The sequence below is a fragment of the Nocardioides sp. Z43_10 genome (assembly GCF_059766615.1).
On the sequence record NZ_JCBAJY010000007.1, the window covers coordinates 231,896 to 246,418 of the forward strand.

A 14,523-nucleotide genomic window follows, 5' to 3' on the forward strand; every position below is an offset into this window, starting at 1 on the left:
CCGATTGCGGAACTGTAGCGGCCCGTCGGTGAGGGGCGCGGTAGGCGTGCCTTCGCGAAGGTTCGGCGCGTCGCGGGTAGATTCGGGCGCGACGACGACGAGCTGGACAGGAATCACGTGGCAGGCACGATCAAGACCGCTGACAACGGGAGCAAGAAGATCGACAACACCTACAACGCGGCGCACCTGCTGGTCCTGGAGGGCCTCGAGGCGGTGCGCAAGCGTCCCGGCATGTACATCGGCTCGACGGACACCCGCGGCCTCATGCACTGCCTGTGGGAGATCATCGACAACGGCGTGGACGAGGCGCTCGCCGGCGCCGCCACCCGGATCGAGGTGACCCTGCACGCCGACGACTCCGTCGAGGTCTACGACGACGGCCGCGGCATCCCGGTCGACAAGGAGCCCAAGACGGGGCTGCCCGGTGTCGAGGTGATCTTCACCAAGCTGCACGCCGGCGGGAAGTTCGGCGGCGGCTCGTACGTCGCCACCGGCGGCCTGCACGGCGTGGGCGCCTCGGTGGTCAACGCGCTCTCCTCGCGCCTCGACGTCGACGTCGACCGCTCGCCCGCCCAGCAGGGGATGTCCTTCCAGCGCGGCGCGCCGGGCGTCTTCGACGGCGAGGGACCCGGCCGGCCGTTCACGCCGCAGTCGGGCCTGACCCGCAAGGGCAGGCGGGTGGCCAAGGGCAAGTCCGGCACCCGGATCCGCTTCTGGCCCGACCGCCAGATCTTCACCCGCGACGCGACGTTCGTCTACGACGAGCTGATCACCCGCGCCCGCCAGACGTCGTTCATCGTGCCCGGGCTCGAGCTGGTCATCCGCGACCTGCGCGGCGAGGAGCCGGTCGCGGAGAGCTTCCGCCACGACGGCGGCATCGCCGAGTTCACCGAGTTCCTCTCCAGCGGGGAGCCGGTCACCGACGTGCTGCGGCTGCAGGGCCAGGGCAGCTTCACCGAGACCGTGCCGTTGCTCGACGACCTGGGGCACATGACGCCGCAGGAGGTGCAGCGCGAGCTGGTCGTCGACGTCGCCGTGCGCTGGAACACCGGCTACGACACGGAGCTGCGCTCCTTCGTCAACGTCATCGCCACGCCCAAGGGCGGCACCCACCTCAGCGGCTTCGAGCAGGCGGTCACCAAGACGTTCAACGAGGTGATGAAGCAGACCAAGGTGCTCAAGGTCAACGACGCGGACGTGATCAAGGATGACGTGCTCGAGGGGATGACCGCGGTGGTCGCGGTCCGCCTCGCCGAGCCGCAGTTCGAGGGGCAGACCAAGGAGATCCTCGGCACGCCCGCCGCGCGCTCCGTCGTACGCAACGTGGTCGCCAAGGAGCTCAAGGAGTTCCTGACCTCCTCCAAGCGCGTCGAGAAGGCGCAGGCCAAGCTGGTCATGGAGAAGGTCCTGGGGGCCTCCAAGACCCGGCTGGCGGCCCGGCAGCACAAGGAGACGCAGCGCCGCAAGAACGCGCTGGAGTCCTCGGCGCTGCCGGCCAAGCTCGCGGACTGCCGGGCGGCCGACAACGACCGCACCGAGCTGTTCATCGTGGAGGGCGACTCCGCGCTCGGCACCGCGAAGCTGGCCCGCAACTCCGAGTTCCAGGCGCTGCTGCCGATCCGGGGCAAGATCCTGAACGTGCAGAAGGCCTCGGTCGGAGACATGCTCAAGAACGTCGAGTGCGCCTCGATCATCCAGGTCGTCGGCGCCGGCTCGGGGCGCACCTTCGACATCGAGGCCGCCCGCTACGGCCGGATCATCTTCATGGCCGACGCCGACTCCGACGGGGCCCACATCCGGTGCCTGCTCGCGACGCTGTTCTTCAAGTACATGCCCGACCTGATCGCCCAGGGCCGGGTCTACTCGGCGGTGCCGCCGTTGCACCGCATCGAGCTGTCCAACCCCAAGAAGGGGATGGACAAGTACGTCTACACCTACTCCGACGACGAGCTGCAGCGGAAGCTGGCGGAGCTGAAGAAGAAGGGTGTGCGCTGGAAGGACCCCGTCCAGCGCTACAAGGGCCTCGGCGAGATGGACGCCGACCAGCTGGCGGAGACCACCATGGACCCCCGTCACCGGACCCTGCGCCGCATCACCGTCGACGACGCCGACGCAGCCGCCAAGGTCTTCGAGCTGCTGATGGGCTCCGACGTCGCCCCCCGCAAGGAGTTCATCGTCCAGGGGGCCTACGAGGTGGACGTGGAGGCGCTGGACGCCTGAGCCCGGGCTGGGCGGCCTCCAGGCCGCCGTTTGGTCCCCAACGGCGTGATTTCGACGTCGAGAGGGTCCGTCTCTGACCAAACGGCGACCTGGCGGAGCTGCCTGGCGCGTGGCGCCCGCGGTCGGCGCTGCGTCCTACGACGGCAGTGCCTCGCCGCCGGGGCCCGCCCAGGGGGAGTGGGCGGCCCCGGCTCTGAGGGACAGCGGCGCTGGGTCCCTGGAGGGGCCGGGACGTCACCGAATGGTCAGAAACGGCATGCCACTCACCGTATTTGCGTCCGTTGGGGACCAAACGGCGAGCCCGGGCGGTGCTGCCTGGTGCGCGTGGCGTCCGCGGGCGGGGGCGCTGCGTCGTACGACGGCAGTGCCTCGCCGCCGGGGCCCGTCCAGGGGAGTGGGCGGTCCCGGCCCGGAGGGGACGGTGCTGGGTCCCTGGAGGGGCCGGGACGTCACCGAATGGTCAGAAACGGCATGCCATTCACCGTATTTGCATCCGTTGGGGACCAAACGGCGTCGACGCGGTGGCCGTTTCGGGGAAGCGGGCGCAGCGGCCGACGCGGGCGGGTCAGACGTGCTGCTCGACGCGCCCGGTGTCGACGTCGTAGATGAAGCCGCCGACCTTGACGGTGTCGGGGATCAGCGGGTGGGAGGTGACCCGGTGGACGTCCTCGCGCAGGGTCTCCACCTGGTTGGTGACCACGTTGAAGGACTGCCAGGTCACGTCCATGCCGGCGGACTCGCCGACCTTCTCGTGGAGCTCGTCCTCGGTGTTGCTGGCCACCGCGCACCGGGTGTGCGGCACGATCAGGATGCGGTCGACCCCCAGGAGGTGCGCGCCCAGGACCAGCGCCTCGAGGGCGGCGTCGGTGACGCGACCGCCGGGGTTGCGGAAGATCTTGGCGTCGCCGTGGCGGAGCCCGAACATCGCGAGCGGGTCGATGCGCGAGTCCATGCACGTGACGAGGGCGACGCCGGCATGGGCCTTGCCGTCGAACCCGCCGAGGCGGAAGGTGCTGGCGAACTGCTCGTTGGCTGCGATCAAGTCGTCGAAATCTGCGTTCACGAGCACGAACGCTAGCCCAGGCGCCCCGGCGGCCTGCCAGCGCGTCCACCTAGGGTGACGCCATGGCCCTCACCAGACGCAAGCTCCTGCTGGCGGGCGCGGGATCGGCCTGCGTCGTCGTGGCCGGATCGGGCGCCCTCGTCGAGTACGACGTGCTGCCGGGCCGCACCCGGGCCCACGAGCTGCTGGGCCTCAACGGCGACCCCGGTCGGATCCCGCAGGTCGAGCCGGGGCCGCGGCTCACCGGGACCCTCCCGTCGCGCCGCGTGCCCGACGACCCGTCCTGGACCGTCGCCTACCCGCCCGGTGCCTCCCCGGGGGACCGGCTGCCGGTCGTCCTGGCCCTGCACGGGGCCGACATGCGCGCGGAGACGCTGTTCGCCCGGCTGGGTCTGGACCGGTTCCTCGCCGCATCGGGGCTCGGCGTCGCGGTGGCCGCGGTCGACGGCGGCCGGGACTACTGGCACGCCCGCGAGAGCGGCCGCGACCCGGGGGCGATGGTGCTCGAGGAGCTCGTCCCGTTCCTGGGCGAGCAGGGGCTCGACGTGCGGCGACCGGCGTTCTGGGGCTGGTCGATGGGCGGCTTCGGCGCGATGCTGCTCGCGGCTCGGCGCCAGGCCGCGGGGCACGGGGTGGGCCCGGTGCTGGCCGTGAGCCCCGCCATCTGGGACAGCGCCGAGCAGGCCAACGCGGGAGCGTTCGACGGGGAGGACGACTTCCGCGCGTGCATGGAGCTGGTGGAGGCCGACGCCCGTCCGCGCACCCGCGTCGACTGCGGCTCCGGCGACCCGTTCTACCGCAACGTCGTGGACTTCTGCGAGCGCGAGGACGTGGAGACCCGCTTCGACCCGGGGGCCCACGACGCGGACTACTGGACCCGGATGGTGCCGTCCCAGCTGGCCTGGCTGGGCCGCGGCGTCACCGGCTGAAGCCGGCCAGCGGCCCCGACGTCTGCGGGGTACGGGTCTGCGCCCCGCGGAACAGGGCCAGCGCCAGCACCGCGGCGACCACGGCGCACACCGCGGCCCCCTGGAAGACCGTGTGCTCCTGGGCGATGCCCGCCTCCTTGAGCAGCAGCGTGAAGGCGTCACAGCGGCTGGAGCCGCCGCAGACCTCGCGGATCGGGGGCAGGTCGGCCTGCTCCGCGTAGTAGCGGCGCAGCCCGAGGGTGGTCAGCGCCGAGATGCCGACCAGCATGCCGACCATCCGGGCCACCACCACCATCGCGCTGGTCAGCCCGTGCACGGCGTCGGCGGTGCTGGCCAGCACCGCCGCGTTGACCGGAGCCAGCGCCAGCCCGAAGCCCAGCCCGGTGAGCACCAGCGTCACGTTGGAGGCGGCGCCCTCCAGTGAGGTCAGCCCCCAGGTGCTCATCCACCAGAAGCCGGCCGCGGTCATCAGCATGCCGACGGCCGTGATCGGCCCGGCGTCCACGCGCCGCAGGAGGTAGCCGCCGAGCACCGCGCCCACCGGGAGCGCGATCAGGAACCGGACCAGCACCAGCGCGGCCATCAGCTGGGAGTCGGAGTGGACGGTGGTGCGGGCGAACAGCGGGATGTCGATCAGCGCGGCGATGAGCGCGGCGCCCACGAAGAAGCTGACCAGCAGCGAGCCCCACGCCGCGGTGGCCGCCATGGCGCCGGGCGGCACCAGGGGACGGGGCGTACGGCGCAGGTGCAGCACGAAGCCGACGGCGCCCAGCGCCGCCCCCAGCAGGTACCAGTGCCCCTGGTCGGAGAAGACGGCGACCTCGGGGTCGGCCGTCGCGAAGGCGAGGATCACCCCGCCGAGAGCGACCGCGAGGAGCACCGCGCCGACCAGGTCCGCCTCCCTCATGCTGCGCGCCCAGCCGCGGACGTCGACGAGCGGGCGCCGGGCGGTGGCGCAGCGTACGACGAGGCCGAGGGCGGCGGCCATCGCGACCACGCCGATCGGGGTCAGCCAGCGGCCCTCGCCGGTGTAGGGCACGAAGAGCTCACCCCAGGTGAGGTCGCGCAGCAGGGGGGCCGGTCGGACGAAGACGAGACCACCCGCGACGAGGGCGACCACGGCGAGCAGCGCGCCGAGCAGGTCGGGTCGCCCGGGTCGCGGCGGATCGTCCGGCGGGACCGGGCGGTCGGTCTGCGCGACCCGCCCCAGCCCGCGCACCGCCGCGGCGAGGACCAGGCCGACCGCCAGGTTCAGCGCGAAGATCGCCCGCCAGTCGGCCACGGAGAGGATCACCGCGCCCAGCAGCGGGCCCAGCACCGAGCCGATCTCCTGGACCGCCGAGACCAGCCCCAGCGGCACGCCGCGGCGCTCGACCGGGTAGAGGTCGGCCACCAGCGCCAGCGTGGCGGGCACCAGCCCGCCGCCACCGACGCCCTGGAAGAACCGGCCCACCACCATGCTCGGCATGTCGTAGGCGAGCGCGGTGACCAGCGAGCCGAGCGCGAACACGACCAGCGCCATCACCAGCACCGGCACCCGGCCGCGCAGGTCGGCGATCCGACCGATCAGCGGCAGCATCGCCACGTAGCCGAGCAGGAAGCCCGAGACGATCGGGGCGGCCCGCTGCAGCTCGTCGAGGGGGATGCCGACGCTGCCCATCATCTCGGGCAGCGCGAGCACCACGACGTAGGTGTCCGCGGCCGCGAAGGCCACTGCGACAGCAGCCAGCCCGAGCAGGATCCGGGCCTGGCGGGTCATGGGGCGCTGATGTCCTTGTCCGTGCCGTACTCGTCGAACCCGATGGTGTAGGTCATCGACTCGGTGTCGGGGTAGAAGACCCCGGTCAGCACGACCTTGCGGAGCTCGTCGTCGTCGGTGATCGTGTACGTCGCGTCGAAGTCGCCCGAGGCGCTGGGGATCACGTTGGCCACGACGTCGCCGGGCACGGTGCCGGTGTAGGTGGTGAGGATCTCGTCGTTGTCGGCCCCGCCGCGCTCCTGGTCGCCCTTCTTCAGGTCCTCGGTGGCCGGCAGCAGCGAGGAGAACCCGTTGTCGGTGCTCATCAGGTCCGCGGGGTCCGGCGCGCCGTACTCGGCCGGGTCGATGTCGGACCAGCCGGAGGTGAACGGCAGCTGGGCGTAGACGGTGTCGTCGACGGCGATGATCGGGACCTCGGGGGTGAGACCCGCGTAGGCCACCGTGATCGTGCCGTCGAACGCGGGCGCGTGGGTGCCGATGCCCTCGGCGGCGGTGATGCCCTGCACCCCGTCGGGCAGCTCCTCGGCCGACAGGTCGATGTGCACGCCCGAGGTCTCGTCGAGGGTCTCCTTCGCCTGCGCGAGGACCTCCTCGGGGGTGGTGTCGTCGGCGGTCTCGGAGTCGTCGCCGGCGCACCCGGCGAGGGCGGCGGTGCTCAGGAGGGCAGCGGAGACGAGGGCGGCCCGCAGGGCCGATGGGTAGCGCGGCATGGGCTCAGCCAACCACATCGTCGGTGGGCTCGGCCCCGCTCGCGACCCGGGTCGCGAGCGGCGCCGCGATCGCGATCACCGGCTGGCTCGCCGCCACTCCCGAGCCGTCGCGGCGCCCGTTCGCCTCGGGCAGGTCCACCGGTGCGCCGCTCGCGGCCGCGGCCCGGGCGGGGGAGTGCCCGGCCCAGGCGAGCACGATCGTGTCCTCGCCGCGCAGGAACCGGTGGCAGCGCACGCCGCCGGTGGCGCGGCCCTTGGCCGGGTACTCCGCGAACGGCGTCACCTTCACCGACCCCGGCTCGGTGCCCGGCAGCGCGGTCGAGGAGCCGGAGATGGTGACCACCACGGCGTCGGCCGGGTCGACCGCGCCGAACCAGACCGCGCTCGCGCCCGCACCGAGCCGGATGCCGGCGACGCCGCCGCCGGCGCGGCCCTGCGGGCGCACCTGGTCGGCGTTGAAGTGCAGCAGTTGCGCGTCGGAGCTCACGAAGCAGAGCTCCTCGGTGCCGCTGGACAGGTCCACGGCGCCCACCAGCCGGTCGCCGTCGGCGAGCCGGATGATCTCCCAGTCGTCGCGGTTGGGCACGTCGTGGTTGACCCGCTTGACGATGCCCTGGCGGGTGCCGACGGCGAGTCCCGGCCCGTCGCCCTCCAGCGACATCAGCGCGAGCACGCTCTCGCCGGAGTCGAGGGAGACGAACTCCGCGACGGGCGCCCCGCCCTGCAGGTGGGGGTCGTTGGCGGTCGCGGGCAGCGTCGGCAGGTCCAGCACTCCCAGTCGCAGCACCCGCCCGGCGGTGGTCACCAGTCCCACCTCGCCGCGCGCGGTGGCGCGCACCGCCGAGACGATCACGTCGTGCTTGGCGCGTGACTCGCCGGCACCGGGGCTCTCGTCGGTGGTGGTGCGGGCCAGCAGGCCGCTGGAGCTGAGCAGCACGAAGCACGGGTCGTCGGCCACCTCGAGGGGGACCCCGGTGGTGGCGGGCACGCCCGCCGACTCCAGCAGGACGGTCCGACGCGGCGTGCCGTAGGTCTTCGCGACCTCGCCCAGCTCGTCGGAGACCACCTTGCGCAGCAGCTTCTCGTCGGCCAGGATCGCGTCGAGCGCCTCGATCTCGCGCTGCAGCTCGGCCTGCTCCTTCTCCAGCTCGATGCGGCTGAACTTCGTCAGCCGGCGCAGGGCCATGTCGAGGATGTGGTTGGCCTGGATCTCGGAGAGCTCGAAGACGTCCATCAGCCGCTCGCGCGCGATCGTCGCGTTGTCGCTGCCGCGGATCAGCTGGATCACCTCGTCGATGTCCAGGATGGCCACCAGCAGCCCCTCGACGAGGTGCAGCTTGGCGGCGGCCTTCTCCCGGCGGAACTGCGAGCGGCGACGCACCACGTCGTAGCGGTGGCCGAGGAAGACCTCGAGCAGCTCCTTGAGGCCCAGCGTGCGGGGCTGACCGTCGACCAGGGTGACCGCGTTGATGCTGAAGGACTCCTCCAGCGGGGTCGCCTTGTAGAGCTGCTCGAGCAGCGCCTCGGGGTGGAAGCCGTTCTTCACCTCGATGACCAGGCGGGTGCCGTTGGCCATGTCGGTGAGGTCCTTGACGTCGGAGATGCCCTGGATCTTCTTGGCCTGGACCAGGGTCTTGATCCGCTCGACGATCTTCTCGATGCCCACGTTGTAGGGCAGCTCGGTGACCACGATGCCCTTGCGGCGCGGCGTGATCGACTCGATCCGCGCGGTGGCCCGGATCCGGAAGCTGCCGCGGCCGGTCTCGTAGGCGTCGCGCACCCCGTCCAGGCCGACGATCTTGCCGCCGGAGGGCAGGTCCGGGCCGGGGATGAAGCGCATGATGTCGTCGAGGCTGGCCCGGGGGTCCTTGACCAGGTGGCGCAGCGCCTGGACCACCTCGATCAGGTTGTGCGGCGCCATGTTGGTGGCCATCCCGACCGCGATGCCGGTGGTGCCGTTGACGATGAGGTTCGGCAGCGCCGCGGGGAGCACCGAGGGCTCCATCTCGCGGCCGTCGTAGTTGGGCCGGAAGTCGACGGTGTCCTCGTCGATCGACTCGGTCATCGCCACCGCCGGCGGCGCCATCCGGCACTCGGTGTAGCGCATCGCCGCGGGGCCGTTGTCGGGGGAGCCGAAGTTGCCGTGGCCGTCGATCATCGGCAGCCGCAGCGACCAGGGCTGGGCCTGGCGCACCAGCGCGTCGTAGATCGCGCTGTCGCCGTGCGGGTGCAGGCGGCCCATCACCTCGCCGACGACGCGCGCGCTCTTCACGTGGCCGCGGTCGGGACGCAGGCCCATCTGGCTCATCGTGTACAGGATGCGCCGCTGCACCGGCTTCAGCCCGTCGCGCGCGTCGGGCAGCGCCCGGGAGTAGATGACCGAGTAGGCGTACTCCAGGAACGAGGAGCGCATCTCGTCGCCCACGTCGATGTCGAGGATGTGCTCCTCGAAGTCGTCGGGGAGCTCTTGCTTCGTGCCACGCCTTGCCATGGCACGCATTCTCCCCGGACACGCGCGCTGCTGAGCGGCGGGCACGCCGTACGGGGTGATCCGCGCTAGATTTCGGCCGTGACCGCAGTCAACGAGGACGCCGCCATCCCGGACCCGCCGCAGCACTGGGAGGCCGACGTCCTGTTGCGCGACGGGCGCACCGCGCACATCCGTCCGGTGCGCGCCTCCGACGCCGAGCTCCTCGTCGAGTTCTACGCCCGGGTCTCCGACGAGTCGAAGTACTACCGCTTCTTCACCCCGATGCCCCGGCTCTCCGCGCGCGACGTCAAGCGCTTCACCCAGGTCGACCACGACAAGCGGGTCGCGTTCGTCCTGCTGGTGGCCGGGCAGATGATCGCGATCGGCCGCTACGACGTGGTCTCCGACGGGACCGCCGAGGTCGCCTTCCTCGTCGAGGACCAGCACCAGGGCCGCGGGATCGCGCAGGTCCTGCTCGAGCACCTCGCCCAGGCGGGCCGCGAGCGCGGCGTGGAGAAGTTCGTCGCCGAGGTGCTCCCGGACAACCAGCGGATGATCCTGACCTTCCGCGACGCCGGCTACCAGGTGGTCAGCGGCTACGAGGACGGCGTGATCTCGCTGGAGTTCCCCATCGATCCCACCGAGACGGCCATCGGGGTGATGCAGCAGCGCGAGCACCGCGCGGAGTCGGCCTCGATCGAGGCGTTCTTCAACGCCCGCTCGGTGGCCGTGGTGGGCGCCAGCCGGCGCGCCGACAGCATCGGCCGGGCGATGGTGCGCAACCTGGTCACCGGCGACTTCACCGGCCGCGTCTACGCGGTGAACCCGACCGCCAAGGCCGTCTCCGGGATGCCGACCTACGCCTCGGTCAGCGACATCCCCGGCGAGGTGGACGTCGCCATCGTCGCGGTGCCCGCCGAGTCCGTGCAGGACGTCGTCCTCGACTGCGCCGCCAAGGGCGTGCACGGGCTGGTGGTGATCTCCTCGGGCTTCGCCGAGACCGGCGACGAGGGGCGCCAGCGCCAGCGCCGGCTGGTCGGGCTGGCCCGCTCCTACGGCCTGCGCCTGATCGGCCCCAACTGCCTGGGCGTGATCAACACCGACCCGGAGGTCTCGCTCAACGCCTCCCTCTCGCCGCTGATGCCGCCCCGGGGCCGGGCCGGGTTCTTCTGCCAGTCCGGAGCGCTGGGCACCGCGATCCTGGAGAAGGTCAACGGCCGCGGGCTGGGCCTCTCCACGTTCGTCAGCGCCGGCAACCGCGCCGACGTGTCCGGCAACGACCTGCTCCAGTACTGGGAGGAGGACGACTCCACCGAGGTGGTCCTGCTCTACCTGGAGTCGATCGGCAACCCGCGCAAGTTCTCCCGGATCGCGCGACGCGTCTCGCGGCGCAAGCCGATCGTCGCGGTGCGCTCGGGGCGTACGACGCAGGGCGTGCCGCGCGGGCACGCGGTCCGGGCGATCGCCGCCCCCCGCCAGGCCGTGGACGCGATGTTCCGTCAGGCCGGGGTGATCCAGGTCGACACCCTGGAGGAGATGTTCGACGTGGCCCAGCTGCTGGCCCACCAGCCGCTGCCCCAGGGGCGGCGGGTGGCCGTGGTCGGGAACTCCGACGCGCTCGGCCTGCTCGCCATCGACGCCGCGGCGTCGGTCGGGCTGGTCGTCAACAAGTCCGTCTCGCTGGGGGCCGAGGCCACCGCCGAGGACTTCGAGGACGCGCTGGACGCGGCCATCGACGACCCCGAGGTCGACTCGGTGGTGGCGGTCTACTTCCCGCCGCTGAACACCACCGGCGAGGACGTCGCCAACGTGCTGGCCGCGGTGGGCGAGCAGTCGGACAAGCCGCTGGTGTCCACGTTCCTCGGGGCGGAGGGCGTGCCCGAGCTGCTGCGGGTGCCCGACGTCGCCGGCTCCACCGCCGGGCGCGGCTCCGTGCCGTCGTACCCGGCCGTGGAGTCCGCGGTGCGCGCGCTGGCCCGGGTGGTCGACTACAGCCTGTGGCTGCGGGCCCCCGACGGCGCCCCGGTCGCCGAGGACGACCTCGACACCCACGCCGCCCGACGACTGGTCAGCGAGGTGCTGACCCGCCATCCGCAGGGGCGCGACCTGGCCGGCGAGGAGCTCGACGCGCTGCTCGCCGCCTACGGCATCGAGATGTGGCACACCCACCCTGTCGCCTCGCTGGCCGAGGCCCAGGCCGCGGGGGAGGCCCTGGGCTGGAACGTGGTGCTCAAGGCCACCGCGGAGCATCTGCGCCAGCGCCCCGACCAGGCGCACGTGTGGCGCAGCATCGACGACGCCGGCGAGATGGCCGACGCCTGGCAGGCGCTGAACACCGTCATCTCCGACCCCGCCCAGGCCGACTTCGTGGTCCAGAGGAACGCCCCGCCGGGGGTCCCGGTGGCGATCGGCACCATCGAGGACCCGCTGTTCGGTCCGGTGGTGTCGTTCAGCATCGCCGGGCCGCTGACCGAGCTGGTCGGCGACAAGGCCTACCGGATCCCGCCGCTGGGCGAGCGCGACGCCGCGGAGATGGTCCGCGAGGTGAAGTCCTCCCCGCTGCTGTTCGGCTACCGCGGCAGCGAGGTCGTCGACGTCGCCGCCGTCGAGGAGCTGGTGCGCCGGGTGGCGCAGCTGCAGAACGACCTTCCTCAGCTGCGCTCGCTCGACCTGCCGCTGGTGCTCGCCGGCCCGGACGGCGCCCGGGTGCTCACCGCCAGCGCCCGCGTCGAGCCGGTGGTGGATCCGCGCTCGGACTGGTTCGTGCGCAGGCTCACCGCGATGCCGGGGGACTCGCTGCAGGACTGAGCGTGGGCCGGGTGCCGGGTAGTCGCCACCGGGGTCCGGGGGGCGTGACAGACTGCACTCATGCGCAGCCGCACTGCTGATCAGGATCGTTCGTTCGAGCTCAAGGACGCGATCGACCGCACCGGGTACTACCCCGAGGTCGTCGCCGACGGGGTGAACGGCGCGGTGGCCGGCGAGCAGGTCGTCGCGTTCTACGTGCACCACGAGCCGACCATCGAGCGCGACGAGGTACGCCGTCACATCACCGTGGTCGTGCTGACCCCCTCGCGTCTGATCCTGGCGCACACCGACGAGCACGCCGGCGACGACCTGCTGCCCGAGCCCTACACCTCCACCTCCACCGAGGCGATCTCGCTGAGCTCGGTGAAGTCGGTGGTGGTGACCCGGATGATCGCCAACCCGACCGGTGGCCCGACGCCGCCCGCCGAGGCCGTGATGACCATCGGCTGGGGCGGCGTGGGCCGCATCGACCTCGAGCCGGCCGGCTGCAGCGACCCCCAGTGCGACGCCGACCACGGCTACACCGGGGTGCTCGCCTCCGACGACTTCTCGCTGCGCGTCTCCGAGGCCGCCGACGGTCACGACGCGGTCGCGGGGCTGCTCGCGTTCGCCGAGCAGCTCTCCGCCAAGACCCACGGCGCCTGAGCCGCAGCGCGTGGGCCCGGGGGCAGGCAGCACCACGACCGAGCCCGAAGGGGCGTCCTTCGTCGAGCCCGCCTACCACCGGCGCTCCCTGGGCGACGTGGTTCCCGCCGTCGCGCAGGCGCTCGGGGTCGGCCCGCTGCTGCCCGACTCGCCGGGACCGGGCCTGGTGCTGCCGGGGGCGTCGTCGTACGTGGTGTTCCTCGTCGACGGTCTCGGCGCCGAGCTGCTGCGCCGCTATGCCCACTGCGCCCCGTTCCTCTCCTCGCTGCTGGAGGAGCAGCAGGACGGGACCGCGGGCGTGCCGTCGACGACCGCGACCAGCCTGACCTCCCTGGGCACCGGACTGACCCCGGGCACGCACGGACTGGTCGGCTTCACCTCGCGCGTCCCGGGCACCGACCGGCTGCTGAACGCGCTGCAGTGGGACAAGCAGGTCGACCCGCTGTCCTGGCAGCCGCACCCCACCGCGTTCGCCCGGATGGCGGCCGCCGGAGTCGCCATGACGGTCGTCAACAAGCGCGACTTCCAGGGCAGCGGACTGACGCTTGCCGCCCACCGCGGGGCCGCCTACGTGGGGGCGGACCGGGTCGGCGAACGGATCGCGGCGGTGGTCGCCGCGGCGGCGGCGCGCCCGTCGCTGACCTACTGCTACGAGGGCGACCTGGACTGGACCGGGCACAAGTTCGGGGTCGCCTCGACGCAGTGGCTCCAACAGCTGCTGATGGTCGACGCGGAGGCCGAGCAGCTGCGCGAGGCACTGCCGGCCGGCACCCGGCTTCTCGTCGTGGCCGATCACGGGATGGTCGACAGCCCGCCCGAGAGCCGCCTCGACGTGGACGAGCACCACGAGCTGCGCGCGGGTGTCAGGCTGCTGGGCGGAGAGGCGCGCTTCCGTCACCTCTACTGCGACGGCGGCGCGGTCGGCGACGTGCTCAGCGCCTGGCGCGAGGTGCTGGGGGAGCGTGCCGAGGTGCTCAGCCGCGACGAGGCGATCGCCCGCGGCTGGTTCGGCCCGGTCGAGCCGGGGGTGCGCCCGCGGCTGGGCGACGTGATGGTCGCCTGTCGCGGCGACGCGGCCGTGATGAGCAGCCGCGACTTCCCCTACGAGCAGACCCTGGTGGGGCTGCACGGCTCGTTGACGCCGGCCGAGATGCTGATCCCCATCCTGATCAGCTGACCTGCCCCGGCGTCGGGGCGCCTCAGCCGAACGGCAGCGGCTCGGGGGCCAGCGACACGGCCTTGGCCCGCGCCGCCGTGAGCCGGCGTCGGTGGTGCTGGCGGCAGAGGACCTCGTAGGCGACCTCGATCTCGTCGGGCTCGTGGCGCTCGGTGTCCCCGACGACGACGACCTCGCCCTCGGTCACCATCACCCCGTTCTCGGTGCGCGCATTGTGCGTGGCCCGCTTGCCGCACCAGCACAGCGCCTCCACCTGCAGCACGTGCATCCGGTCGGCGATCTCCACCAGCCGGGCGCTCCCGGGGAACAGGGCGGTGCGGAAGTCGGTGAGGATGCCGAACGCGAAGACGTCGATCTGCAGCTCGTCGACGATCTTGGCCAGCTGGTCGATCTGTCCACGCGAGTAGAACTGCACCTCGTCGCAGATCACGTAGTCGATGCGCCCGCCCTGGGTCAGGGTGCGCACCACGTAGCCCCAGAAGTCGAAGTCCGGGTCGACCTCGATCGCGTCATGGGTCAGGCCGAGCCGGCTGGACAGCGTCGCCTCCCCGGCCCGGTCGTGGGCGGTGAAGATCCGGCCGACCCGCCCCCGAGCGGCATGGTTGTGGTTGGTCTGGAGCGCCAGCGTGCTCTTTCCCGAGTCCATCGTGCCGGTGAAGAATTGGAGTTCAGCCACGGGCGCAGAGTCTTTCACAACCAGCCGGGCGCCAGGTCCGGCGGTCGGGCCCGTATGGCTAGAGTC

Annotated in this window: 10 protein-coding genes; 5 read left to right on the forward strand and 5 right to left on the reverse strand. The window is 72.3% G+C overall.

Annotated features, from left to right (window positions below; translation table 11 throughout):
* Positions 1 to 117: 117 nt before the first annotated feature.
* Positions 118 to 2,220 carry a DNA gyrase/topoisomerase IV subunit B gene (locus AC6EI4_RS14630; RefSeq protein ID WP_498451886.1) on the forward strand — a complete coding sequence of 701 codons (2,103 nt, stop codon included), beginning with the start codon at positions 118 to 120 and terminating at the stop codon, positions 2,218 to 2,220.
* A gap of 565 nt (positions 2,221 to 2,785) precedes the next feature.
* Here AC6EI4_RS14630 and AC6EI4_RS14635 read toward each other — a convergent pair.
* Positions 2,786 to 3,283, reverse strand: a complete 498-nt coding sequence (locus tag AC6EI4_RS14635) for a beta-class carbonic anhydrase (protein WP_498421719.1) — start codon at positions 3,281 to 3,283, stop codon at positions 2,786 to 2,788.
* A gap of 62 nt (positions 3,284 to 3,345) precedes the next feature.
* On the opposite strand from AC6EI4_RS14635, the gene AC6EI4_RS14640 reads away from it, so the two are divergent.
* A complete protein-coding gene (locus AC6EI4_RS14640; protein ID WP_498451887.1) occupies positions 3,346 to 4,212 on the forward strand; it encodes an alpha/beta hydrolase in 867 nt (288 codons plus the stop codon).
* On the opposite strand, the gene AC6EI4_RS14645 is transcribed toward AC6EI4_RS14640, so the two are convergent.
* From AC6EI4_RS14645 to AC6EI4_RS14655, 3 genes are read right to left on the reverse strand one after another with little or no spacing between them, the layout of a single operon-like run.
* Complete coding sequence (locus AC6EI4_RS14645) at positions 4,202 to 5,971, reverse strand: MFS transporter (protein WP_498451888.1); 1,770 nt, start codon at positions 5,969 to 5,971, stop codon at positions 4,202 to 4,204. The two genes, AC6EI4_RS14640 and AC6EI4_RS14645, sit on opposite strands and share 11 nt — an antisense overlap.
* Positions 5,968 to 6,681, reverse strand: coding sequence for an LppX_LprAFG lipoprotein (locus tag AC6EI4_RS14650; RefSeq protein WP_498451889.1), 714 nt, complete (start codon positions 6,679 to 6,681; stop codon positions 5,968 to 5,970). Before AC6EI4_RS14650 ends, AC6EI4_RS14645 begins: the two co-directional genes overlap by 4 nt.
* A gap of 4 nt (positions 6,682 to 6,685) precedes the next feature.
* Entirely contained in the window at positions 6,686 to 9,172 is a 2,487-nt protein-coding gene (locus AC6EI4_RS14655) for a DNA gyrase/topoisomerase IV subunit A (RefSeq protein ID WP_498421715.1), read from the reverse strand.
* A gap of 78 nt (positions 9,173 to 9,250) precedes the next feature.
* On the opposite strand from AC6EI4_RS14655, the gene AC6EI4_RS14660 reads away from it, so the two are divergent.
* From AC6EI4_RS14660 to AC6EI4_RS14670, 3 genes are read left to right on the forward strand one after another with little or no spacing between them, the layout of a single operon-like run.
* A complete protein-coding gene (locus tag AC6EI4_RS14660; RefSeq protein WP_498451890.1) occupies positions 9,251 to 11,959 on the forward strand; it encodes a bifunctional acetate--CoA ligase family protein/GNAT family N-acetyltransferase in 2,709 nt (902 codons plus the stop codon).
* Positions 11,960 to 12,019: 60 nt separating this feature from the next.
* Positions 12,020 to 12,604: a DUF5998 family protein gene (locus tag AC6EI4_RS14665; RefSeq protein WP_498421713.1), complete on the forward strand. Its 585-nt coding sequence runs from the start codon at positions 12,020 to 12,022 to the stop codon at positions 12,602 to 12,604.
* A 10-nt stretch (positions 12,605 to 12,614) separates the two neighbouring features.
* Positions 12,615 to 13,781 (forward strand): alkaline phosphatase family protein, encoded by a 1,167-nt coding sequence (locus AC6EI4_RS14670; RefSeq protein WP_498421712.1) that lies wholly within the window; start codon positions 12,615 to 12,617, stop codon positions 13,779 to 13,781.
* Between the two features lie 22 nt (positions 13,782 to 13,803).
* Here the strand turns inward: AC6EI4_RS14670 and AC6EI4_RS14675 are convergent, their stop codons facing one another.
* A complete protein-coding gene (locus AC6EI4_RS14675; RefSeq protein WP_498421711.1) occupies positions 13,804 to 14,457 on the reverse strand; it encodes a thymidine kinase in 654 nt (217 codons plus the stop codon).
* Between the last annotated feature and the right edge of the window lie 66 nt (positions 14,458 to 14,523).

Bases quoted from the DNA above. Each gene is read 5' to 3' on its own strand.
- AC6EI4_RS14640 (WP_498451887.1), top strand. From the start codon at position 3,346: ATGGCCCTCACCAGACGCAAGCTCCTGCTGGCGGGCGCGGGATCGGCC.
- AC6EI4_RS14645 (WP_498451888.1), bottom strand. From the start codon at position 5,971: ATGACCCGCCAGGCCCGGATCCTGCTCGGGCTGGCTGCTGTCGCAGTG.
- AC6EI4_RS14650 (WP_498451889.1), bottom strand. From the start codon at position 6,681: ATGCCGCGCTACCCATCGGCCCTGCGGGCCGCCCTCGTCTCCGCTGCC.
- AC6EI4_RS14655 (WP_498421715.1), bottom strand. From the start codon at position 9,172: ATGGCAAGGCGTGGCACGAAGCAAGAGCTCCCCGACGACTTCGAGGAG.
- AC6EI4_RS14665 (WP_498421713.1), top strand. From the start codon at position 12,020: ATGCGCAGCCGCACTGCTGATCAGGATCGTTCGTTCGAGCTCAAGGAC.